Origin of the sequence: Geobacillus sp. TFV-3 (assembly GCF_009901865.1) — a bacterium.
Taxonomy (GTDB): Bacteria; Bacillota; Bacilli; order Bacillales; family Anoxybacillaceae; genus Geobacillus; species Geobacillus thermoleovorans_A.
The window spans coordinates 2641610-2664429 of the sequence record NZ_MPSP01000001.1 but is presented as its reverse complement, the minus strand read 5'-3'; the positions used below and the strand labels follow the sequence as shown (position 1 = coordinate 2664429).

Annotated in this window: 27 protein-coding genes and 1 pseudogene; 10 read left to right on the top strand and 18 right to left on the bottom strand. The window is 48.5% G+C overall.

The annotated features are described in order from the left end of the window. Complete coding sequence (locus tag BJQ97_RS13440; protein WP_160156970.1) at window positions 1-1641, top strand: GAF domain-containing sensor histidine kinase; 1641 nt, start codon at window positions 1-3, stop codon at window positions 1639-1641. A 12-nt stretch (window positions 1642-1653) separates the two neighbouring features. Then, window positions 1654-3108, top strand: coding sequence for a sigma-54-dependent transcriptional regulator (locus BJQ97_RS13435; protein WP_160156969.1), 1455 nt, complete (start codon window positions 1654-1656; stop codon window positions 3106-3108). 35 nt (window positions 3109-3143) lie between these two features. Here the strand turns inward: BJQ97_RS13435 and adh are convergent, their stop codons facing one another. Together adh and adhP are read right to left on the bottom strand one after the other, a co-directional pair. After that, on the bottom strand, window positions 3144-4661 hold the full coding sequence (gene adh, locus BJQ97_RS13430) for an aldehyde dehydrogenase (RefSeq protein WP_160156968.1): 1518 nt from the start codon (window positions 4659-4661) through the stop codon (window positions 3144-3146). A 303-nt stretch (window positions 4662-4964) separates the two neighbouring features. After that, entirely contained in the window at window positions 4965-5975 is a 1011-nt protein-coding gene (adhP, locus tag BJQ97_RS13425) for an alcohol dehydrogenase AdhP (protein ID WP_013146145.1), read from the bottom strand. A 597-nt stretch (window positions 5976-6572) separates the two neighbouring features. Between adhP and BJQ97_RS13420 the strand changes: the two genes are divergently transcribed. Then, entirely contained in the window at window positions 6573-6893 is a 321-nt protein-coding gene (locus BJQ97_RS13420) for a hypothetical protein (protein WP_160156967.1), read from the top strand. Window positions 6894-7016: 123 nt separating this feature from the next. On the opposite strand, the gene BJQ97_RS13415 is transcribed toward BJQ97_RS13420, so the two are convergent. The 5 genes from BJQ97_RS13415 to BJQ97_RS13395 all read right to left on the bottom strand — a co-directional run bounded on the left by BJQ97_RS13415 (window position 7017) and on the right by BJQ97_RS13395 (window position 9091). Beyond that, the gene (locus BJQ97_RS13415; RefSeq protein ID WP_160156966.1) at window positions 7017-7520 is read right to left on the bottom strand and encodes a DUF1572 domain-containing protein; all 504 of its coding nucleotides are present in this window, start codon (window positions 7518-7520) and stop codon (window positions 7017-7019) included. 185 nt (window positions 7521-7705) lie between these two features. Then, a complete protein-coding gene (locus tag BJQ97_RS13410; RefSeq protein WP_160156965.1) occupies window positions 7706-7900 on the bottom strand; it encodes a cupin domain-containing protein in 195 nt (64 codons plus the stop codon). Next, window positions 7897-8055 (bottom strand): GrpB family protein, encoded by a 159-nt coding sequence (locus tag BJQ97_RS13405; protein WP_160156964.1) that lies wholly within the window; start codon window positions 8053-8055, stop codon window positions 7897-7899. The genes BJQ97_RS13410 and BJQ97_RS13405 overlap by 4 nt, the downstream gene beginning before the upstream one ends. 223 nt (window positions 8056-8278) lie before the next feature. After that, window positions 8279-8770, bottom strand: a complete 492-nt coding sequence (locus tag BJQ97_RS13400; protein ID WP_013146140.1) for a YajQ family cyclic di-GMP-binding protein — start codon at window positions 8768-8770, stop codon at window positions 8279-8281. 189 nt (window positions 8771-8959) lie between these two features. Then, a complete protein-coding gene (locus BJQ97_RS13395) occupies window positions 8960-9091 on the bottom strand; it encodes a DUF3941 domain-containing protein (RefSeq protein ID WP_160156963.1) in 132 nt (43 codons plus the stop codon). A 276-nt stretch (window positions 9092-9367) separates the two neighbouring features. On the opposite strand from BJQ97_RS13395, the gene BJQ97_RS13390 reads away from it, so the two are divergent. Continuing rightward, window positions 9368-9532: a Fic/DOC family N-terminal domain-containing protein gene (locus tag BJQ97_RS13390; protein WP_236567371.1), complete on the top strand. Its 165-nt coding sequence runs from the start codon at window positions 9368-9370 to the stop codon at window positions 9530-9532. Between the two features lie 342 nt (window positions 9533-9874). Here the strand turns inward: BJQ97_RS13390 and BJQ97_RS13385 are convergent, their stop codons facing one another. Then, entirely contained in the window at window positions 9875-11269 is a 1395-nt protein-coding gene (locus BJQ97_RS13385; protein ID WP_236567270.1) for an IS4 family transposase, read from the bottom strand. A 160-nt stretch (window positions 11270-11429) separates the two neighbouring features. On the opposite strand from BJQ97_RS13385, the gene tnpA reads away from it, so the two are divergent. Both tnpA and tnpB read left to right on the top strand, forming a co-directional pair. After that, on the top strand, window positions 11430-11828 hold the full coding sequence (tnpA, locus tag BJQ97_RS13380) for an IS200/IS605 family transposase (RefSeq protein ID WP_160156962.1): 399 nt from the start codon (window positions 11430-11432) through the stop codon (window positions 11826-11828). Window positions 11829-11833: 5 nt separating this feature from the next. Further along, window positions 11834-12940 (top strand): IS200/IS605 family element RNA-guided endonuclease TnpB, encoded by a 1107-nt coding sequence (tnpB, locus tag BJQ97_RS13375; RefSeq protein ID WP_160156961.1) that lies wholly within the window; start codon window positions 11834-11836, stop codon window positions 12938-12940. Window positions 12941-13129: 189 nt separating this feature from the next. Here tnpB and BJQ97_RS13370 read toward each other — a convergent pair whose 3' ends face one another. The 4 genes from BJQ97_RS13370 to BJQ97_RS13360 form a co-directional block, all read right to left on the bottom strand. Further along, entirely contained in the window at window positions 13130-13993 is an 864-nt protein-coding gene (locus tag BJQ97_RS13370) for a DegV family protein (protein ID WP_160156960.1), read from the bottom strand. 183 nt (window positions 13994-14176) lie between these two features. Beyond that, window positions 14177-14377: a DUF3813 domain-containing protein gene (locus BJQ97_RS13365; protein WP_160156959.1), complete on the bottom strand. Its 201-nt coding sequence runs from the start codon at window positions 14375-14377 to the stop codon at window positions 14177-14179. Between the two features lie 2 nt (window positions 14378-14379). Beyond that, the gene (locus tag BJQ97_RS17455; protein WP_015374103.1) at window positions 14380-14532 is read right to left on the bottom strand and encodes a hypothetical protein; all 153 of its coding nucleotides are present in this window, start codon (window positions 14530-14532) and stop codon (window positions 14380-14382) included. A gap of 198 nt (window positions 14533-14730) precedes the next feature. After that, window positions 14731-15537, bottom strand: a complete 807-nt coding sequence (locus BJQ97_RS13360) for a Cof-type HAD-IIB family hydrolase (RefSeq protein ID WP_160156958.1) — start codon at window positions 15535-15537, stop codon at window positions 14731-14733. A 118-nt stretch (window positions 15538-15655) separates the two neighbouring features. Here BJQ97_RS13360 and BJQ97_RS13355 point away from each other — a divergent pair, with 118 nt between their 5' ends. From BJQ97_RS13355 to BJQ97_RS13340, 4 genes are all read left to right on the top strand, one after another. Then, on the top strand, window positions 15656-16423 hold the full coding sequence (locus BJQ97_RS13355; protein ID WP_160156957.1) for an alpha/beta fold hydrolase: 768 nt from the start codon (window positions 15656-15658) through the stop codon (window positions 16421-16423). Between the two features lie 199 nt (window positions 16424-16622). Then, the gene (locus BJQ97_RS13350) at window positions 16623-16994 is read left to right on the top strand and encodes an ArsR/SmtB family transcription factor (protein WP_160156956.1); all 372 of its coding nucleotides are present in this window, start codon (window positions 16623-16625) and stop codon (window positions 16992-16994) included. Beyond that, a complete protein-coding gene (locus BJQ97_RS13345; protein WP_160156955.1) occupies window positions 16984-19110 on the top strand; it encodes a heavy metal translocating P-type ATPase in 2127 nt (708 codons plus the stop codon). Before BJQ97_RS13350 ends, BJQ97_RS13345 begins: the two co-directional genes overlap by 11 nt. A 212-nt stretch (window positions 19111-19322) precedes the next feature. After that, window positions 19323-19568, top strand: coding sequence for a hypothetical protein (locus BJQ97_RS13340; RefSeq protein WP_066231154.1), 246 nt, complete (start codon window positions 19323-19325; stop codon window positions 19566-19568). An 83-nt stretch (window positions 19569-19651) separates the two neighbouring features. Here the strand turns inward: BJQ97_RS13340 and BJQ97_RS18245 are convergent. From BJQ97_RS18245 to BJQ97_RS13310, 6 genes and pseudogenes are all read right to left on the bottom strand, one after another. After that, window positions 19652-19795 (bottom strand): annotated as a pseudogene (locus BJQ97_RS18245) (Fic family protein); the annotation flags it as partial. A gap of 90 nt (window positions 19796-19885) precedes the next feature. Then, complete coding sequence (locus BJQ97_RS13330) at window positions 19886-20188, bottom strand: metal-sulfur cluster assembly factor (protein WP_160156954.1); 303 nt, start codon at window positions 20186-20188, stop codon at window positions 19886-19888. A gap of 21 nt (window positions 20189-20209) precedes the next feature. Continuing rightward, window positions 20210-21460 carry a hypothetical protein gene (locus BJQ97_RS13325; RefSeq protein WP_160156953.1) on the bottom strand — a complete coding sequence of 417 codons (1251 nt, stop codon included), beginning with the start codon at window positions 21458-21460 and terminating at the stop codon, window positions 20210-20212. Continuing rightward, window positions 21457-21666 (bottom strand): DUF2249 domain-containing protein, encoded by a 210-nt coding sequence (locus tag BJQ97_RS13320; RefSeq protein WP_160156952.1) that lies wholly within the window; start codon window positions 21664-21666, stop codon window positions 21457-21459. Before BJQ97_RS13320 ends, BJQ97_RS13325 begins: the two co-directional genes overlap by 4 nt. Then, a complete protein-coding gene (locus BJQ97_RS13315) occupies window positions 21663-21902 on the bottom strand; it encodes a DUF2249 domain-containing protein (protein WP_160156951.1) in 240 nt (79 codons plus the stop codon). The genes BJQ97_RS13320 and BJQ97_RS13315 overlap by 4 nt, the downstream gene beginning before the upstream one ends. A 196-nt stretch (window positions 21903-22098) precedes the next feature. Further along, on the bottom strand, window positions 22099-22791 hold the full coding sequence (locus BJQ97_RS13310) for a Crp/Fnr family transcriptional regulator (RefSeq protein ID WP_160156950.1): 693 nt from the start codon (window positions 22789-22791) through the stop codon (window positions 22099-22101). Between the last annotated feature and the right edge of the window lie 29 nt (window positions 22792-22820).

The window sequence follows — 22820 nt, the reverse complement described above, 5'->3', positions numbered from 1 at the left end:
ATGAATGACCGGCAACAACTCATTAGCCTTTTAACAGGAGTTCAATCTTCGAAAAAAAGTTATTACACAGAATTAAAAAAGATGGTCACAGAGTTAAAAAAGAAAAATATGCAGTTGGAGATTATTAATGATATTACAAAAAGCTTCAATATTGATATATCAATGGATGAAATGATAAAAAATAGTATGGACAAATTGAAAACAATTTTTCCAGTGGAACGAATCAGCTTATCGTTATGTGAAAATCATAAATTAGTGTTAACAAATGTATATCCCGCTCACTCTTTGTATTTTCCTATTGGTTTTGTTTTGCCAAAAGAGAGGTCGCTCTATTGGAAAGTCGTACAATCGCTCGAAAAAATTTTTTATCAAATAGAAGAAGACGAAGATTTGTATGTTGAAGCAGCTGTATATAACGCCTTAGGAGTTCGCAGTGTATTATTGATCCCACTTATTAGCAAAGGAAAGGTGATCGGGGTACTGAGTATAGGAAGCAAGGAAAAAGTGGTGTATGATGAAGATGATCTGTCCTTTTTTCAGCAATTTTGCGACCAACTGGCGGTTTGTATTGAAAATGTCCGTCTTTATAATGAGGTACTTACCAGTAAAAAAGAATGGGAAGAGACATTCCGAGCTGTTTCAGAAATGATATTCCTCGTCGACCTAGAAGGGAATATTTTACGGTATAATGATGCAGCTAACGAGTTTTTTCAAGTTGACTTGTATAAAAAAGATATATGTAAATTGTTATCAATTAATCCAAAGGAAAGCCCGATCGTGGAAATTTTAGAAACAAAAAAATCCGTTCATCGGCGTATTCATATCCAGCAGAGGATATGTGAATTGCGTTCTTATCCCGTCTTGAATGAAAAACAAAATATGTACGCTGTGATTATGTATCTCAATGACATTACTGAAAAATTGCAGATTGAAGCCCAACTTGTTCAATCAGGAAAGTTAGTTGCAATTGGGGAAATGGCTGCTGGAATTGCGCACGAATTGAATAACCCTCTCACCGCCATTCTTGGCAATGCCCAGCTGTTGTTGAGGTCTTTTTCAAAAGATGATCGTATATATAAACTGCTATTTGATATTTATTCATGCGGGAAACGCTGCAAAACCATTATTCAAAATTTATTGACATTTTCAAGACAAGATGAATATAGGTTTGAAGATTGTTCTATAAATGATGCCGTTGAACAAGTATTAGGGTTAATTGGTGATCAAATTTGCAAACAAAATATTAGTATTCAAAAAAGATTAGACGCTTCCATTGAATTGATTGAAGGAAACCTTCAACAGATAAGCCAGGTTATTTTAAATTTATTAATAAACGCTAAAGATGCACTTGAAGAGATGGATATTCCAGAGAAAATCATTGTTATAGAAACAAAGTCGATCGTTGAAGCCGGAGAACATTGGGTTGTTCTATCGGTCCGTGACAACGGAAAAGGAATAGAAGAACAACATTTGCAGGAAATTTTTAATCCATTTTTTACAACGAAGAGGCCAGGTAAGGGAACCGGGCTTGGGCTGTCTGTTAGTTTAGGGATTGCTGAGGCGCACGGTGGAACGATTCAGGTGGTCAGCGAACTTGGTAAAGGAAGTGAGTTTATATTAAAACTTCCAAAAAAGAAATAAGGGGGGAGATGAGTGGGGAATATTTTAGTTATTGATGACGAAAGGGAAGTTGGAACGTTTTTTCAACATTTATTAGAAGGGAAAGGGAACAAGGTCAAGCTTGGATTTAGCGGGAAAGATTTTTTTCAGTTGATTCAACAATACAAGTTTGATCTTGCTTTCATCGATGTGAAACTTCCAGATGCAAACGGTTTAAATTTATTAAAACAGTTAAAACGCTCATATCCTTCTTGTAAAGCGGTTGTAATGACAGGCTATAGCACAATAAAGACAGCAGTTGAAGCGATTAAACATGGAGCAAACGACTATATTGAAAAACCGTTTGACGATATTGAACAGTTAGAGCGATTAATCGATGAATTATTAAGTGATGGTCCTCTTTCATCCCAAGATGATATGTATAAGTTGGCTGAGACGCTCGGTTTCATCGTTGGAACAAATAAAGAGATGAATGATTTGCTTAAATTAGCTTATAAAATTGCGAAAAAAAATGTGAATGTGTTGATTGAAGGAGAGACTGGGACTGGAAAAGAAGTGCTCGCTCATTTTATCCACAACGCGAGCATGCGCTATGATCAGCCTTTTATTGGGGTGAATTGTGGCGCTGTTTCGGAAACACTGTTAGAAAGCGAATTGTTCGGACATGAAAAAGGGGCGTTCACAGGAGCGGTAAAAGAAAAAAAGGGGATTTTTGAAATTGCTAACCGTGGCACGTTATTTTTAGATGAAATTGGAGAAGCGTCTCTTGCAACGCAAGTAAAACTGTTAAGAGTGCTGGAAACAGGGGAGTATATTCGCGTCGGGGGTGAAACGATCCGCAAAACGAATACACGCATTATTGCTGCTTCGCATGTCAATCTGGCAAAAGCAGTCGAGGAGAAGACGTTTAGAGAGGATTTATTATACAGATTAGATGTTGTGAAACTTACCATTCCTCCGCTTCGAGAGCGGCTCGAAGATCTTCCAATTTTGATTGATTATTTTTTAAAAAAACTTAATACACCTCTATCGTTTTCAGAGGACTGTATTTCCCAGATGAAACAGTATCATTGGCCGGGGAATGTGAGAGAATTGTTTAATGTTGTTAAAAGGGCGGTAACTTTAGCGGAAGGAGAAACAGAGGTGATCACCCTTGACTATTTGCCGGAGAAGCTTAAGATTCTGTTGCATTTAGGGCAAGTATCGAATAGCGTGCGAAGTCCAAAAGATGGAGTAGAAGACTTAGAAGCCTATTTGCAAGAATGGATGAATGGTGTGCTAGCACTATGGAGAAACAGTGATCGGTTAGATCTTGAACATGTATTATCTTCAGTGAAAGAACTAGAAACGAAAATCGGCCGATCTTTTGTACTGAAAATGTTAAAAGAAACGTTAGGAAATCGTAAAGAAGCAGCAGAACGGTTAAATATCACCGTACGAACATTAAGATATTTATTAAAAGAAAAAGGAGCTGATCCAAAAGCGTAAATGGCTTTCGGATCAGCTTTTTGTTGCTTGATTGATCAGAAAAATCCTAATGGTTTTGGATTGTAGCTAACGAGTAAATTTTTCGTTTGTTGATAGTGCGCTAACATCATATGATGGGTTTCACGGCCGATCCCAGATTGTTTATATCCTCCAAAAGCAGCATGGGCCGGATAAGCATGATAGCAATTTGTCCAAACTCTTCCTGCCTGAATGCCTCTTCCGAAACGGTAAGCCAAGTTGATGTTTCTCGTCCATACCCCGGCACCAAGGCCGTACAACGTATCATTAGCGATCTCCAAAGCCTCCTGTTCATCTTTAAACGTTGTTACTGAGACTACTGGACCGAAAATTTCTTCTTGGAAAATGCGCATTTTATTATGTCCTTTAAATACGGTTGGCTTGATATAATACCCGTTTTCGAATCCAGGAATTATGTTTTTTTCGCCGCCGATTAGGCATTCGGCGCCCTCTTGTTTTCCAATATCAATGTATGCAAGAATTTTTTCCATTTGTTCTGCTGAAGCTTGCGCTCCCATCATTGTGCTTGTATCAAGCGGATTTCCTGTTCGAATCTTTTTCACGCGTTCAAGAGCGCGCTCCATAAATTCGTCATAAATGGACTCATGGATGAGAGCACGAGAAGGGCACGTACAAACCTCGCCTTGGTTTAAAGCGAACATGACAAATCCTTCAATCGCTTTATCTAAAAAGTCATCGTCTTTTTCCATTACATCAGGAAAGAAGATGTTTGGGGATTTGCCGCCCAATTCCAGTGTAACAGGAATAATATTTTGTGAAGCGTATTGCATAATCAGCCGCCCTGTCGTTGTTTCACCGGTAAACGCGATTTTGGCGATACGTGAACTAGAAGCTAATGGTTTGCCAGCTTCTAATCCGAACCCATTGACAACGTTGAGCACTCCAGGAGGCAACAGATCGCCAATCAGCTCCATAAGCACCATAATCGATGCCGGAGTTTGTTCAGCTGGTTTTAGCACAATGCAGTTTCCGGCAGCAAGCGCAGGAGCAATTTTCCATGCTGCCATCAATAATGGAAAATTCCATGGGATAATTTGCCCGACAACGCCGAGTGGTTCATAAAAATGGTACGCGATCGTATCGTCATCAATTTGGCTGATTGTTCCTTCTTGGGCGCGTATGGCTCCAGCGAAATAACGAAAATGATCGATGGCTAGGGGCAGGTCGGCGTTTAACGTTTCACGGATCGGTTTGCCGTTATCCCATGTTTCGGCAACCGCTAACATTTCCAAGTTTTCTTCCATTCGATCAGCGATTTTATTTAAAATCAACGCTCTGTCAGCCGGGGATGTTTTTCCCCAAGCTTCTTTTGCCGCGTGCGCGGCATCTAATGCCAATTCAATATCCTCAGCCTGCGAGCGTGCTGCTTCACAAAACACTTCTCCTGTTATGGGCGTGATATTTTTGAAATATTGGCCTGAAATAGGCGGCACCCATTCTCCGTTAATATAGTTATCGTATCTTGCTTTGAATTGAACTTTTGCGTCTCTTTCGCCTGGTTTGCTGTAAATCATTTGCATCCTCCTTGTGTAATAAGGTTTCAGAAAGATGTTTAAATTAAGCTATTTTCCATTCAGATATGCTCTTAGGGGAAGGGGAATCTTCCCCTAAGAGTTTGACATAATCGGATAGCACTTTTCGTAATACTAGAAAGCAGGTGATTTACTAGGCACTGGTGGTTGAACCGGTCGATTTCTCAAAATGATAAACTTTATGATATCGATCTGTGCCTAAACTAAAAACAGGCAATGCTGAAAAAATCGCCATTTTTCCCCGTTCCCCTAGAAAATTTAGGATTGTTCTTCTGCCGCTTTGTGTTACATTGTTAAAACAATGCGGCCATTGATTTGGCCTTTTTCCATCCGTTCAAATACTTCGTTAATTTTTTCTAATGGTACCGCTTCCACAATGGGGCGAACTTTTCCGCGTGCGGCGAAATCTAAAGCTTCTTGCATATCTTTTCGTGTACCGACGATCGAACCTTTTATTGTAACGCCATTTAATACAGTGTCAAAAATAGGGATCGGTAGTTCATCGTGAGGCAGTCCAACGATGACAAGGCAACCACCGCGTCGAACGGATTGATAGGCTTGTTCGAAAGCTTTTTTCGTTACAGCAACGCTAATAGCTGCATGCACTCCGCCTACTTTTTCACGAATTGTTGCTACGGGGTCTTCACGCAGGCCATTGATTGTAATATCAGCTCCTAACTTTGCTGCAAGCTCTGCCTTTTCATCACTGATATCAACAGCAACGACATTTAATCCCATTGCTTTGGCATATTGAAGAGCAATATGGCCCAATCCCCCGATTCCATAAATAGCGACCCATTCACCAGGCTTGGCATTTGAAACTTTTAATGCTTTATACGTTGTGACTCCAGCACAAAGAATAGGAGCAACTTGTACAGGATCGAGATTTTTAGGAATTCGTGCGACATAATCGGCCGGGGCTTTGCAATATTCTGCATAACTGCCATCGACAGAGTATCCACCATTTAATTGATGTGGACAAAGTGTTTCTTGACCGCTTAAACAATATTCACATTCACCGCATGCCGAGTATAACCATGGAATGCCAACACGGTCGCCAATTTTGATTGATTTCACTCCCTCGCCGACCTCAACAACGATTCCTACTCCTTCATGACCAGGAATAAGCGGAAGTTTCGGTTTGACCGGCCAATCTCCATGGGCCGCATGCAAATCGGTATGGCAGACGCCACAAGCTTCAATTTTCACAAGTACTTCGCCATACCCTAGTTTTGGTTTCTCCACTTCTTCAATTTGAAGTTTTTGTTTGAATTTGTGAACAACGGCGGCTTTCATTCTCACCATCTCCTTTATAAAATTTTTTGTTTCGCCTGCTATGAAACGCAAAAATCGTGCCAAGCAATAGTAACAGGGAAAAGGAACCGGTGATAAAGTGAAAGAACTTTTCAAGCAAGCAAATGTCTGAGTTTGAAAAGCAATACGGCCGCCGTCTTCTTTAGGATTGGCGAATAAGCGGTTGAGAAGAAATAAAATGTGTTTCGCCAGCGCCTAAAGAGATTTTATAGGGGAAATGTGCCAAGATTTCGTCCATTTTCTCCGAATGTTCGGCAAGTTTGTTCAAAAAATTGTCATATTTTGATGAGAAAGTTTTCACAAAGTCTTGATGACTTGCTTCTTTGTTGCAGAACAATATTGTACGTTAGGATATGAAACATGGCGGTTGCTTTATATGTGAAAAAAGAAAGTAATATTGCTCAAATGAGGCAAATGGTATAAAAAGGAAAATTGTTATTTTGATTTTCTTTATTATGAACATCTTTCTTTGTCAAGTGCATTTTGTGGTGAAGAGCCAATATTAAAGAAGGAAGAGGAGGAATGGAAAGAGAAGTATAGAAGAAATATCACCTTACCTTGATGAAAGGGGCTGTAAACATGCATAAACATTTGCCGATGGAAGAGGAAGTGATGGATTTACTCATTGGCGTTTTTTCCGTCGTGATGTTGATCGCCACCATGACGGTCGTTTCCCTTTGGCGGAAGAATCGTACGCGTCGTTTGGCATTCCATTGGATTTTTGCTCATTTTCTGCTGCTCTCTATTGCCGCCTACTTTGCGTTAAGAGCCATTTCCTTTGATCTTACCCATACACAGGCATCCGAAGAAATCTCCCTTCTTCTCGGCAAGGCGGGGCTGGCGTGGGGAGTGGGGATGGTTTGTTTGTTGGCCGGCATTGTGAAGCTTTCCACACGATGACGGCGATCCCGATCCATATGATTGTACAGAAACGCCAAGCCACAAAAAAAGCCATCCACCTTGATCGGTTGACGGTTCCGAGGGGCGGATGGCGTTTGCATGATCATTTGAATAGGGAGCTGCCTATGTTGTTTTTCGATTTCGTGGTATGGTTAGTGTTTTCCATTTGTTTGCGTTCAGTTGTTTGGCGATATAGACGATTTGCCCGATATGATACGAATAGTGGTACATTTGCCGTTCAATTGCTTCGATGACGGAATGGGGTTCGCTGCGGATCGTGACCGTCCGCAACAAATCTGTTTCTTGCAGTTCGTTCAGCGTCTGAAAGAAAGCAGACCACCCTTTTTCCCAGCAAGCCATGACTTCTTCGCGCGTATGGAAGTCGTTGATAAACTCATCATCGCGGTTTCGGTCTGGTTTTTCCCCGTCCGACGAAAAAAAGTCCGTCCAGCGCGACACCATATTTCCGCTCATATGTTTGACAATGATGGCAATGCTGTTTGTTTCTTCGTTAAAGCAATGGAACAGTTGTTCCTCCGAACATTGATCCATAGCCCGTTCGGCGGTCTTTTTCATGTCGAGAAAGCGTGCGCGCACTACTCGCAAATATTCTTGGCCGATGTTCATTCATACACCTCCGTCAAAGAAATGTCATCTCTTTTATTCGCCGTCGATGCTGTGATTTCTTGCCATGTGACGGCACAAACCAAAAAAGCAACGCTTTGGGCGGACATGATTCCGAGTCATGTTTTCGAAGCGGGCGAGTGAATCATCAGATAATAGCGGCACTCTTCTTTGCCCGTGTTGATAAATTAATGTTCGCAGGCGGCATCGTAATAGAGAGCGTCTCCTTCAAGCAAATCATAGTGACGCTCCCCCAGCACGACGCGCAATGTTCCGCTGGCGACGGTAAGTTTGGTGTGCTGATCGGAAGGGCGGCGCATGTAGCGGCTGTTTGATTCGTTCAGTTCCGTGATCGGCGCCATGCCATGGCTTTTCGCTCTCATTCCAAGACGAGTGGCTCTTTTCCTTTGATATACGAATCGATGTCGTAAGGAAATTGAGAAGCTAGTTTTTCTTTCAAATTTCCGTATCGCTCCGCTTCTTGTTCAAATAATGCTACCCATTGCAATTGGTATGGTATCACCTCCACTTTTCTCATGTAGAGCACTCCTTATTTGTTCTTGTCGGGCAGGGCAAGGGGAACATCCTTCACGGAAGACGCCAATTTCCTCACCTAAACTGATCGCGTGGAAACGGGGTTTCTCGGTTAGAAACGGTAAAATATTGAAGAAGCAAACCATGAACCTGTCAGTATAATAACGGTGAGGTAAATGTTTCATCACTAAACAACAAGAAAAGTGGATGGGATTTGCCCCATCCGCTTAGCGATAGTTCACAAACTGCACGTCAATCGGCAAATCGGCTTCGCGAATGGCGGCGATCACCTTTTGCAAGTCGTCTTTGCTTTTGCCGCTGACGCGGATTTGGTCGTCTTGCACTTGGCTTTTCACTTTTAGGCCGGTGTTTTTGATGATCGTGTTGATTTTTTTCGCGTTCTCTTTATCGATCCCTTGGACAAGCTTGGCGCGCTGGCGCACCGTGCCGCCTGCAGCCGGCTCGATTTTGCCGTATTGGATGTTTTTCGTCGCCACCCCGCGCTTAATCAACTTGCCGATGAGCACGTCTTTCAGCTGCTCAAGCTTAAACTCGTCGTCCGAGATGAGAACGAGCTCGTCTTTCTCCAGCGAAATATCGCTTTTGCTTCCTTTGAAATCATAGCGTGTTTTAATTTCTTTCATGGCGATGTTGATCGCGTTCGCCACTTCCGACAAATCGACTTTTGAAACGATGTCAAACGAACTTTCTTTCGACATAAGCAACCTCCCGGGCGTGTGATGTACTTTCATTATAGGAAATGGTGGGTGGGAAGGCAACAATAAGCAAGGGGACAAGAAGGTTCGTTTCGTCTTTTTGGTTGGAAGTGGCTGGTATATGACATCATGCTGAAATGGAGAAAGACAAAGCAAAAAAGGCGGTTATTCAGCCGCCTTTCATTACGCCAATCATAAATGATCCGTCTTCTTCGAATAAGCGAATTTCCCCGCTTCGCGGTTTTTCTCGCGCGTCATGTTGTTCTCATGGCGCTTCGCTTGGTTGTCGCGCGCTTTTTTGTCGTTGTCGCTTGTGTTTGGCATGGGTCGCCCTCCCTTAATTCCGATCGTGCATCATTAGTATGTGGCAAATGGAAATGAAATATATCGAAATGGGCGGAGGTAGTTTGTGGAAGGGCGAAATGAGAATTTTTCTTAACAAATGGTTCGCTTCAGAGTATGATCAATGTTTGTAACATGATAAATATGGATCGTTAACGATCGATTTTATCTAAAATGTGTGTAAAGGGGAATGAAATAAGGAAGCGAAAACCGTTTGTCCCCTTCAAGCTTCCGCTTGGTGAAGATGTAGTGAATCAAATGCGTTTTCTTCGTGAGTTGATCGAAGCGAATAAGGCGATGGTTGAGTACCAAACGATGCTTCGGCATTCAAAGCTGCATCCTCGATTCCTGCTCAAACCGATCATGCTGAAGGAAGTGGTTCAGTCGACGAAAATGGAAGGATTACAGAAATCTCGGGGCTGACCCAAAACGCGAGGGCGTTTTGGGATCAGCCTCACCTTTTTGTCTGTAAATTATCACTTTATTTCACAACAAAAGAGCCATTTTTTTGCACATTGCTTCAGAAAGCCCTCTCCCCTTTTCTGAAAGAATGTGCTAAATTTTTTGTGAATTATTTCGGAAGAGAAAATCCATCGGTTCAGAGGAGGGGAGGAGGACCATACCCGTCAAGTTTAGCGGTATAAAATTTTTAAGACGATACTCGTGTTCATCCCCCCAGTGAATGATGGGGATAACATCCATTATTGGGCATGCCAAATACCCCTTCAGAAGAGGGGTATTTGGCATTTATATCCATATCTGATTCTACCATATCTCTAATTTCGTTAAGATATCCGATGCCGTTTCTTCCCCTTTCCTTCGATCTTTCTTGGCATGTTTTCGTAACAGGGAAAGGAGAGAGGAAAGGTTGATTTCCGCAATATGCGAACGCAAAAGCAACTGGTGCCAATACGATTGGAGAAGATCGAGCGCTTTCCGTTCACTGATTTGAATGTCTTCCTTTTGATGCCAATACATCCGAGCTTGAAACAGAAACGTCTGGGTGACCAAAATGGCAATCAACGTCCCGTATAAATGGCATTCGAAACGTTCTTTCTTCATCTCCTTGACTTTCTCCAAATCAAATACGGATTTCCAGGCTTTAAACAACCATTCAATTTGCCAGCGCAGGGAATAGAGCTCATAAACCTGTTGACCATCAAACGACTCTTGTGGTAAATTCGTCAGTAAGATGTGGTATTTCTGTTGTTCGAGGGTTTGGCGTGCCAGCGCCTTCCCTTTTCTTTTTTCCTTTTTCCGCACATACGCCATCCGTTTTTGCCATTCTTCCGCCGTTAGACGGCGGAAAACCAACCGTGGAACATACAAGTGTTCATGTCCGATGTACACATGTTCCATTTCCACTGATTCCCCTTCCTCTAATTGATTCCCAAGGGATTCCCCATCCCATTCCTTCCACTGACCATTCTCTTTGATATACACTTTCATATCGGAACGGAGCCGAGTCATATAATACGCTCCGCGGGCGTCGATCTCGGCCAGGGCGGCAACGGAGAAAAAGCCCAAATCCCGAATACATATGTCATTCGGTAAAATCGTGTGCTGGGCATGATAGGCAAAACGGGCGTCCGAGTCATTGGCCGATTGAACGCATAGCTGAAGGCAGGCGCCGGATAACCAGTCATATTCAAACTGAATTTTCGCCCCCGACGAAACGGAACCTCGATAGTCTTCCCCATAGTCAGCGGGAACCAAAAAGCTGGTTGAGTCCAAAATCCGTAGGCGGGTAAAACAAGTTCGATAGGTCTCAACGGCTGACAAAAGCAACGGACGTTGATGCAGGAGGAGAAGGAAAAACACTTCTCGCAAAAACGCCACGGCCCGATCGGTAAAACGCTGATTCAAGCCTTCGCTTGAAAGAGAACAGCCATGCCAGAGCGTCAAGGCCGCACACAACCGCTGAAGCGACTGTTTTGCCAGTGATCCATCTCCCCATGCACAGAGAGTCAGAAAAGCTTCCGCCGTTAACGAACGCTGCCGCCGGATAAATCCTGTTTTCCGTGCGAGACGGGTTAATTCTTCGGGAGAAAAGAGTTGACGAATGGTTTGAATCCATGCTTGCATTTGTTTTTCCATGCAAAAAATCCTTTCTAACGTGGAGTGTTCGTTAGAAAGGATACCATGTTTTTGACGATGCACAAAGACCAAAATTCTTAACTTGATGGGTATGCAGTGGAATCCCCCTCTATTTAGCAAAACATGTAAAAAATAAAGGGAGCTGACCCTAAAAGTCCGCTTTTTGGCGGACTTTTGGGTCAGCCCCGTTGTAGTCCATCCATAGAACTGATACAATCATGGTATGGGACAAGAATATCGTCATACGAAAACAACCATATCGCTCATCAACGATCATTTCGTGTTCTGTCCGCGATGCCGGCGGAAAGTTCTCGTTGGTCAAGTGGAATCACGGTTCAAAGAACTGGTAAACGAGATTTGCGCCCAAAACGATTGGCTGATTCTTGCGATGGAAGTCATGCCGGATCATGTCCATTTGTTTCTCCATTGTCTCCCGACAGATTCGCCTTCCGGAATGATGGCGACGATCAAGGGGATCACATCCAGGAGACTGCGTGAAAAATTCCTGCATCTAAGACACCTTCCCAGCCTGTGGACACGTTTTTTCTTTGTGAGCACGGCAGGAAACGTGTCCAGTGATACGATCCGCCGGTACGTCGAAGCTCAGAAAAAGCGCGGGTGAACGATATGCACAAAGCCTATTCCTTTCGTCTCTATCCGACAAAAGAACAGCACATCCGGCGTACCATAGGGTGCTGTCGATTCGTGTTCAATCACTTCCTCGCTCGCCGGAAGCAAGTCTATGAGCAGGATGGCACCACCCTGAACCAGTACGCCTGTATGCGGGAATTGCCTCAATTGAAACAGCAACACCCTTGGCTCCAAGAAGTCGATTCCACAGCCCTGCAACGGGCGGTGGAAGGGCTGAACGATGCCTTCCAGCGGTTTTTCCGGGAGAAGAAAGGCTATCCGCGCTTCAAGAGCAAGAAGCACCCAAAGCAGTCCTACACGTCCAAACGCAATGGCAAAGAGGATGACAAGGCGACCATCCGCATTGAGGGCAGCCGGATTCGACTCCCGAAAGTGGGATGGGTGAAGTTTGCCAAGTCCTGCGAAGTGCAGGGGCGCATCCTATCGGCCACGGTTCGTCTGGCGCCTTCGGGAACGTTCTTTGTATCGGTCCTGGTGGACACGGAGATTCAGCCTTTGAAGCCCAACTCCAACGCCGTTGGCATCGACCTGGGGTTAAAGAGCTTCGCCGTGCTCAGCACCGGGGAAACCATCCCGAATCCCCGGCACCTGCAAAAACACGAAAAGAAACTGAAACGCTGGCAACGGATTCTTTCCCGCCGGAAGCCGGGCGGGAAGAACCGGGAAAAGGCTCGGCTAAAAGTGGCCCGGCTTCATGAGAAGGTGCGAAACGCCCGGCTGGACTTCCTGCACAAGCTGTCCTCCCGGCTGATTCGCGAGAACCAAGTGATCTGCCTGGAGGATCTGCGGGTGCGGAACATGCAGCAGAACCACCGGCTGGCGGGAAGCATCGCCGACGCCAGTTGGTCGGAATTCCGGCGGCAGTTGGAGTACAAAGCGAAGTGGTGCGGTCGGCAGGTGGTGATCGTGTCGTCTGTTTTTCCGTCCAGCCAGCTTTGCTCCTGCTGCGGACACCGAAACACCGGGACGAAAGACTTGTCTGTCCGGCAGTGGACGTGCCCAGAGTGCGGCGAGACCCATGATCGGGATGTCAACGCCGCAAGAAACATTCTCCACGAAGGATTGCGTATTTTGTCCGCTTAAGCGGGCTCAACCGTGGGACACACGGGGATCGCTTGGTGCCGCAAGGCAGAACTCCCGGGTGCGGGAGTGCTCCCAAGAATCCCACGGCTTTAGCCGTGTAGAGTGTCAAAACCTTCTTGATCAGCTTCGGTGATGAAAACAGGCGCCTCTGCTGTGCAGGCGCCTTTGTTTCGTTCAGCGGGAAAGATGTCATATTTCAATATACTTGTTCAGAAAAAAGAGGGCAATCGTCCCCGGACCGGCGTGGGCGCCGATGGCGCTGCCGATGTCGGAGAGGAAAAAGCGCGTGCAGCCGTGCGTTTCCTCGATCATTCGCTTCAACTCGAGCGCCGTTTCTTCGTCATCGGCATGGCTGATGCCGATTGTTTGCTTTTGCAGATCGTCGCCGCGCTCGCCCATCAGTTCGACCATGCGTTTCAACACTTTTTTTCGCCCGCGCAGCTTCTCAAGCGGGACAAGGGCGCCATCTTCGACGTGGAGAAGCGGTTTGATGTTGAGCAGTCCGCCGAACGCTGCGGCGGCTTTGCTGATGCGTCCGCCTCGCGCGAGGTAGTCCAAGTTGTCGACGGTGAAAATGTGCTCCATATGGCGGCAATATGCTTCGATCGTTTCACAAAGCAAGTTGTACGGCGTGTTTTTTTCGACCAGCTCGACCGCTTTCATGACGGCGAGCCCTTGGCCGAGCGAGGCGCACTTCGAATCGATGATCGTCAGCCGGAAGTCCGGATATTCGTCGAGCAGCTCGCTGCGGACGGCCATCGCCGTTTGGTATGTACCGGATAATTTCGATGAAAAGGCGATATACAGACATGGCCGATTTTCTTTGGCATATGGCAAAAACAGCTCTTTCATCGCCATGGGGCTTGGCTGTGCGGTTCTCACGACATCTCCGCCGCGCATGGCGTTATACACTTGTTTCGGCTCAATCGTCACGCCGTCTTCGTAATCTTGGCCGTTCCAATGAACGACAAGCGGCAAAAAGGCGATGTGATGCTCGCGGATGTACGACTGCGGCAAATCCGCTCCGCTGTCGGTGATGATTTGAATGGACATGTTTCGTCCCCCTTTTCTTGCTTGAGAAAATGCCTGTGCTGCCTATAGCCGCATGGGATGAATTTGCGGCTTTGGCCGATGAACAACGATTCATATCTTTATTTAGTGTAGCGGTTTTTCGTTCGGAATACAATGGAAAATCAGCAACGGGCGAAAGAAACAGCTGCGGAAAGCCCGCAGCCGTTATTGGGTGAGCTCATCAAGCTCGGCTTGAAATTGACGCAACTGCGCTTTTTCCGCCGTGTTGGAATGCGCGTACGCGGATGACAAAGCGTTTTTGGCAATGGCAATGGCGCGGTCAACGCTCATGTTGATCTCGCCGTTCGCGGCTTGTTTCGCCTGCGCGACTGCTTTGCGCGCTTCCTGGAAAAGACGATTGCCCATCTTTACGCTCCTCCAAGCGACGTTTCCACCGCTTTTTCTGCTTTGCGCGCTTCCGCCTCGGCGTACGTCAAGTGATAAGGGATTCGCTTGTCATGCCGTTCAACCGCATCGACGCTTTGTTGGACGAAACGCTTCGATTTGTTCCGTTTGCCCATGACCGATTCCCCCTTTAAAATATGAAGACGCGCGTTGCGTCACGTATAGTGTAACCGCGGGCAGGGAACAGTAGTAAGGAAATTCGTTACAAACGGATTGTTCATCCATCCGTTTCGCTCGATGGGGAATCGCGTGGGCTGATGGCATCACAAGAGCGAGGTGTTATCCGTTCCGGGTCTTTCTGAACGGGAAGAAGGCTACAGGCCTAGGATGTCTTGCAAATACAAGCCGATGCCATCTTCTTCATTGGTTTTTGTCACATCGTCAGCAATGGTTTTCAACGGTTCGACGGCGTTGCCCATCGCAACACCGAGACCGGCCCAGTCGATCATCTCGAGGTCGTTGTCTTCATCGCCAAAAGCAATGACGCGCTCCCTTGGGATGCCGAAGTAGTCGGCGACTTGTTTTAAGCCCGCGGCCTTATGGACGCCATGGCGGATAATTTCAATGACATGCCACGGTTCGTTCCAGCGCCGGTGGTGCAGGACGTTGGCGTATACGTTTGACAAATGTGATTGAATGTGTTCGATATGATCGCTGTCGGTATATACGAGCACGCTTGTCGGGTCTTTGCCGAGCGAGCGGCGCAAATCGCCGATTTCAATCGTTGGATTGCCGAGGCGGACAATGTCAAGCAAGATGTCGTCATGTTCGTGAAAATACACGTCATCCATCACTTCCGCTAAAATGTTTTTGATTCGGTATGTTTCCCCAAGCTCGACAATGTCTTTGACGACCGCAAGCGGCAGCGGGGAATGGCGCACACCCCACGACGGCTGGCGCGGGTGATGGACAAACGCGCCGTTGAAATTGATGATCGGCGTCGTAAGCCCGAGCTCTTCATAATACATGCGGCTTGCCCGGTACGGCCGGCCGGTGGCGATGACGACCGTATGGCCGGCGTCGATGGCGCGGCGGATGACGTCTTTGGTGAATGGAGAAATCGTTTTATCCTCTTTAAGCAGTGTTCCATCTAAATCCAACGCGATTAAATACGGCTTCATGTTCGACTCCTTTGCCTTCGTTATTCTTCACACTACATAGTGTAACTCTTTTCCAAAATCGCTGTCTATATGATACACTATACAGCGATGGAAAAAGACAGAAGGGGTTTGAACTGCAATGGTCATCGTTGAAAAAGAACTATTGGCTGGCGTGCCGGTTCTTCACGTTGTCAAGCTGGAAAAGCGGGACGAACGGCTGCCGCTCATTTTCTTTATCCACGGCTTTACAAGCGCGAAAGAACATAATTTGCATTTCGGCTATTTGCTTGCGGAAGCGGGCTACCGCGCCGTGCTTCCCGACGCGCTGTTTCACGGCGAGCGTGGGCAGGGCTTAAGCGAACGGAAACTGCAGCTGTCATTTTGGGACATTGTCGTACGAACGATCACCGAAATCGACGAGATGAAAAGCGAACTGGTGAATCACGGGCTTGCCGATCCAAAACGGATCGGGCTCGCCGGGACGTCGATGGGCGGGATCATCACGTTCGGCGCGCTTGCCGTTTATCCGTGGGTGAAGGCGGCGGTGGCGCTCATGGGCTGTCCGAACTACAGCGCCTTTTTTGATGAGATGATTGAAGAAGGAAAGCGGCGCCGCATCGACATCCCGATGCCGCCGACGCTGCTTGCGCTCGAAAAAGAAAAGCTCGCCCGCTACGATTTATCCAAGCAGCCGGAAAAGCTTGCCGGACGGCCGTTGTTCATCTGGCACGGAAAAGCCGACCAAGTTGTTCCGTATGCTTATACATATGAGTTTTACGAACAAATTAAACCTCTTTACGAAGGAAAAGAGGATCGTCTGCAGTTCATCGCTGATCCGCACGCCGGCCATAAAGTGACGCGCCAGGCGTTTTTAGAGACCGTGCGCTGGTTTCGCGAGCATGTGTAAGCGACATCGACGACAGTGGACACATTGATGCGGCAAATCAAAGTTGGCTTCACGAAACGAAAATCCGCCTTTCGAAACAAAGAAGGCGGATTTTTTGTTTGGGCACATTTTTCATTCAAATGAATATTTGAATATCGTAGGGAGATATGCTATTCTATATTCAAACGAATATTTGAATATTGACAAGGAGCGAGAAGGAATGCACCGTCATGATGTGTGCGACGTTTACTGTTATGACGAAGAGAAGGTCGAGCGGGTTCAGCGGCGGCTTCGTGATGAAAACATTGCCGCGATCGTGCCGTTTTTCAAGGCGCTTGCCGATGAAAACCGAGCGAAAATCGTGTATGCGCTGTGCAGTGAGGGAGAGCTGTGCGTTTGCGATCTGGCCAACGTGATCGGGGCGACGGTGGCGACGACATCGCATCATTTGCGCATCTTGTATAAGCAAGGAATTGTTAAATATCGAAAAGATGGGAAACTTGCCTTTTATTCGCTTGATGATGAACATATCCGCGAGTTGCTGCTTGTCGCGCTCGCCCATCAGAAAGAGGGGGATCGCTGTGGAGAATGAACAAGCATTGGACCGGTTCGAGGTAAAAACGTACCGCGTGCAAGGATTAACGTGCACGAACTGCGCGGCCAAATTTGAGCGCAACGTGAAATCCTTGCCCGGCGTGAAGGAGGCGAAAGTCAATTTCGGCGCCGCTAAGCTTACCGTTTGGGGCGAAGCGACGATGGATGAGCTCGAGCAAGCAGGCTCGTTTGAACAGCTGAAAATTCGGGAAGAACGCGAGCCGTCTGGAAAGAGAGAGCCGTTTTGGAAGCGAAAAGAAAATCGAAATGTCTTCGCCTCTATGGCGCTGCTTCTGTTTGGTGTTGCAGCGGATGCGGCAGACAAGGAGATGTTGGCGGTCGTGATGTATTTCGCGGCGATCGCAGTTGGTGGTCATTCGCTGTTTTGGGCAGGGATTCGGAATTTGGTCCGCTGGCAGTTTGATATGAAGACGTTAATGACGATCGCCATTCTCGGTGCGGCGGCGATCGGTGAATGGCAGGAAGGGGCGGTTGTTGTCATTTTATTCGCCATCAGCGAAGCGCTCGAGCGCTATTCGATGGAGAACGCGCGCCGGTCGATCGCTTCGCTGATGGAGATGGCCCCTGCTGAAGCGATCGTTCGGCGCGGCGCGGAGGAAATGACCGTTCCTGTTGAGGACGTTGGCGTCGGGGAGGTGATGGTCGTCAAGCCGGGTGGAAAAATCGCCTTGGACGGCATCGTCATAAGCGGCGCCTCGACCGTGAATGAAGCGGCGATCACCGGTGAAAGTCTGCCGATGGAAAAAACGGTGGGTGATGCAGTGTTTGCCGGGACGCTGAACGGAGAAGGATTCCTCGAAGTCGAAGTGACAAAGCGAGCGGACGAGACGATGCTAGCGAAAATGATCGACCTCGTCGAAGAGGCGCAAGCGGAGCGGGCCCCATCGCAAGCGTTTGTCGACCGGTTTGCCCGTTACTATACCCCGTTCATTATCGTCTTTGCGCTGTTTATTGCCATCGTGCCGCCGCTGGTGATGGGGGGAGATTGGCTCGTTTGGATTTACCGCGGTCTTGCCGTTCTTGTCATCGGCTGTCCGTGCGCGCTCGTCATTTCGACGCCGGTGGCGATTGTGACGGCCATTGGAAACGCGGCCCGGCGCGGCGTGCTCATCAAAGGCGGAGTCTATCTCGAACAAATCGGTCGGCTGCGAGCCGTTGCCTTTGATAAAACCGGGACGTTGACGAAAGGAGAGCCAGCTGTGACCGATATCGTCGTGTATGAAGGAAGCCGCGAACAACTGTTGGCCATCGCCGCCGCCATCGAAAATCGGTCGCAGCACCCGCTCGCTTCGGCCATCGTCCGCAAAGCGGAAGAAGAGGGGGCGCCGTTTTCTGCCGTACAGGTTGACGAGTTTCAGTCGCTGACCGGCCAAGGGGTGAAGGCGGTGATTGCGGGGAAAACGTACTATATCGGCAGCCCTGCCTTGTTCACTAGTTTGGTCGGCAAGTTGCCGAATGAAGCGGAACAACAAATCACGGCCTTCCGCAAAGAAGGAAAAACCGTGATGGCCGTTGGCACCGCTGATCGGTTGTTGGGGCTTGTCGCCGCGGCCGATCAACTGCGGGCGTCCGCCCCGTACACGATCGCCGCGCTGCGGCGCCTTGGGGTGGCGGAAGTGGTGATGGTCACGGGCGACCACGAGCAAACCGCGCAGGCCATCGGCCGCCAAGCGGGCGTATCCGATATTCGCGCCGGATTGCTTCCGGAAGAGAAATTGGCTGCGATTCGCGAGCTGAAAGAACGTTGCGGCATGACCGCCATGGTCGGCGACGGGGTGAATGACGCCCCTGCCTTGGCCGCAGCCGATGTCGGCGTGGCGATGGGCGGAGCGGGGACGGATACCGCCTTGGAAACGGCTGATGTCATCCTGATGGCCGATGATTTGCGCCAACTGCCGTACACGGTTCGTCTCGGGCGCCGAACGCTTGCCGTCATCCGGCAAAACATCGCTTTCGCCTTAGGGCTCAAAGCGTTGGCGCTCGCCGCCGCCATCCCGGGCTGGCTCACCCTTTGGCTCGCGGTGTTCGCCGATATGGGCGCAACGCTGCTCGTGACACTGAACAGCATGCGCCTGTTGCGGGTGAAGGAATGAGAGGGGGCTTGCGGGCAGCGTTTCGATGCATTGTCTAACTTAGTGTTTGTTTTCGTGTATGAAATGATTGGAAAAGATAGATAGCCTTTGTCGATGAGAGATGGTATCATGAAGATGAAACATAGCGAATGGCTGAACTTGGGGATCGCCGTTGTTGGATGGAAACATCGTTTTTGTCTGTTCATGAAAATCAATGGGGAAGAGGGGGCGTCATGAAGGGCTCTCGAGAAGAAGAGATGCACGAAGCACAATGGGCAGAAGAGATTCAACGGATGGATGACCGGGTGTTTTCGTCGACCGAAGAGTTGGATCGGATAGCAGCGGGAGGGGCGATGAAGCGGAAAGCCCTCGATTGGCGAGGATTTCCCTGGTGGATTCGGTGCTTCGGGTACATCGCCTTGGCCTTCTTTGTCATCGTTCCTTTGATGGCATGGTTGTTGAATGTGTTGCTTGAATAGCGGATCGAATGCCAGCCGGAGGATTGGAGCAAGAAAGACACGGAATCATGTTCACTTCCGTGTCTTTTTCGTTTTGCGCTGTTTCATTCTCCCTCAATCCCTAACGCGTGCAAATAGTGGTGCAAGCTTTCTTCGCCACATGCGGTGATCAGTTGAATGAACGGAGTGACTTCTCCTTTGACGCTCGCTTCTTCCAGCGCCTCATAATATTGCCGACGTTGTTCTGGACAGGGAAGGGGAAGTGGCAAGCAGCCAAAGTGGCGATGAAAAAGGCTGCTCGCCCAACATGGGGAACAGCCAAAGAAAAGTGAAACTGTTTAGGCAAAATACCCAAGCTGCCGCAACGCTTCTTCGCTCATCCGGTCCGGCGTCCATGGCGGGTTCCATGTCACTCGGACGCGCACGTCGCGGATGCCGTCGATTTGTTCGAGCGCCCGTTTGACGCCGCCGGCAATCGAGTCGTGAAGCGGGCAGCCAGGGGTCGTGAGCGTCATCAGGACATCGATATGGCCATTCTCAATTTTCAAGTCATAAATCAATCCCAAATCGACGACGTTAATGCCAAGCTCCGGGTCAATGACCGTTTTCAGTTGTTGCATGGCGAGTTCGCGGACATCCATCGTAGTTTCCTCCTCATTCGCTTATTTTCGGAAGACCGCTACAATCGTTCCGGCAAAGGCGACGCTTAGTCCAGTCAGCAATACTTGAGCGACGGTCAGCAGCGGCATGCTAGCGGTCGCGAGCGCAACGGCCGCGAGCGCGAGGGCGGCAAGCCATAGGCGGCATTGGACGGCGATGGCTCGCTCGTTCATCATTTGCTTTAACGTCGGCACGTGTTGTTGGCCGACTTTTTCGCTGTAGCGATGCGTCCACCATAAAAACGGCACGATTTTGAACAAATAGCCGATGATGCTAAACCCGATCCAGCCGACCGCCGAAAGGTAGATGATGATGCCAAGCCACCGTCCGCTGCCGGCCATGATGGCGGCAAGGGCAGCCGCGTGCAGCACAAGGCCGATGGCGACGGCGGATAACGAAAACCGAAACGGGCGGTCGAGCGTCTTTTTCATCCGCTTTTGCAAAATCGCGCGGATATGCCAAGCAAAAAGAGCGAACCCAGTCGTCAGCAATGTCACACCGACCGCAAGCCACCCCTGACTTGGCGAGAATAGGCTGGCGAACGCCACCACAATCCCGCCGGTATACAGCGCATACACATAGCGCGCCGGCCGCAGCGAAAAGCCGTGGGCGAGCGAAAACATCGGCGCCATTTTGTACGAAAAGCCCATGATGAGAAGCGTAAACCAGCCGCACAGTCCAAACAGCATGTGCAGGCCGAACACCGCTTCATGGCGGTTGGCGCCTGTGGCGGTGAAAAAGTGAAAGGCAAGCGACGTTCCGGCGGATGCCGTCAGCAGCAAAAACAACAGCGACGTGGCGGCAAAGAGCGTCATCACGTTTTTCGTTCCTTGCTTTCTCAACGTCATCGCCATTTGCCAGACAAATAGCACGATGCCCAAAAGCAGGAGCAAGCCGGGCAGAAAAGCCCAAGTCGGCGCCGCCGCCAGGCTCGCGGCAAACGCGACGATGCCGATGGCTGTCACGGCAAACTGCCAAAAGCCAAGCCGCACGCTCCAAATTGGCGTCAAAAAGGCGACGGGGACAAGCTGGTACATCGCCCCCATGGCGGTCATCAACGCGAAGCCAAGCAAGCCGAGGTGAGCCGCCGCCCAGACGAGCGGCAACCGGAACGCACCGCTGGCCAGTGACGGAATGACGGTCAGAAGCAACACTTGCGACGCAACAAACGACAAAACAGCAAACGTGATAAACGAAAACGGCAGCCGGACGTCTGTTTCCGTCCCCGTGCGAGTGGGAAACACGCTGCTCATCCTTTCGTAATGCGGATTTCAAAGCTGCCGTCTTCGCGCGCGACCGTTTCGTGCCGGTAGCCGAGCTCATCGAGCTGTTCATATAAAAACATCGGACGGCGGTCATTGATGATCGTCAGCGTTTCGCCTCGGTTGAGTTTGGCGAGGGCGGCCAGCGTCCGCATCATCGGCTGCGGCGGCTCGAGTCCGCGGTTATCGAGGATCATCGTTCTCCCCCCTGCTTCACGAACGTTACTTTCCAATGTTTTTTCTCGATTTGTTCCGCTTCGTACGTAAATCCTTTCGCTTTCATAATCGGAAACAGCGGCAGCGGCTTGAACGGGGCATGCAAAATGAACGTATCGCCCGGTTTGAGCGGCTTAATGGCGTTCATAATCTTTTCAAACGGTTCCCGTTTCTTCTGCAAATCTTCGCGCACATCGAGTTCAATCGTCATAGCCATGCGTTTTCCCTCCTTTTTGACTATCATGATAATCATTTTCATTGTGAAATGTTGTGATATAGCTCACATCTTTCGGCCGAAACATGACAATTCCGTTTTGGAAAAAAGGTTTCGTTTTCGTTTGAAAGAGCGGGAAGGAAACCCCATCAGCTCCATTGCGCATCCCGGCCGGTGCCGGACGATGGGGATAAAGGAGTTAGAAAAAGATTTCTTGTTCGAGTCCTTCGCGGTCAATTAAATAAAAGCCGTGTTCATCGACATCAATCAGCCCTTTTCGTTTCAGCTGGCTCAACGTGCGGCTCACCGTTTCGCGGGCGGTGCCGATCATGTTGGCCAGCTCGCGGTTCGTCATGTGGGCGGTGAGGCGGTGCCATTTTCCTTGCTTGACAGCGTTCGTCCGCGTCAGGCGCAGCAGGAGAAGAACGATTTGCTCGTACGTATTATGAAGCACTTGCGCCTCAAGCCGGTTTTGCAAGTCGACGATTTTTTCGCCCATGACGCGAAACAGTTTCATGCATAGCTCGGGGCTTGCCATCAACACTTGTTCAAAATCATGGATCGGGATCGCGATCAATGTCGCTTCTTCCACTACTTCAGCATGGGCTGGGTACGTGCCTTTTAAGAAAAAGCCGGCGTGCGGAAACATTTCTCCCGTCTGCAAAATCGAGACGATTTGTTCTTTTCCGCTGACATCGGTTTTATAAATTTTGACCGTGCCGGAATGAATGAAATAGACGCGCTCTAACGGGTCGCCTTGCATAAAGACGAACGTCCGCGGTTTGTAGACGCGCACGTGGGAAATGGCGACGAGCGAATCGAGCTCGTAATCCGACAGTTCGCGAAACAATGGAACAGCTTTTAGGCGGTCTTTCATCCAATGGTTCGCCATGGGGTTCTCTCCTTATAAAAATGTGACAA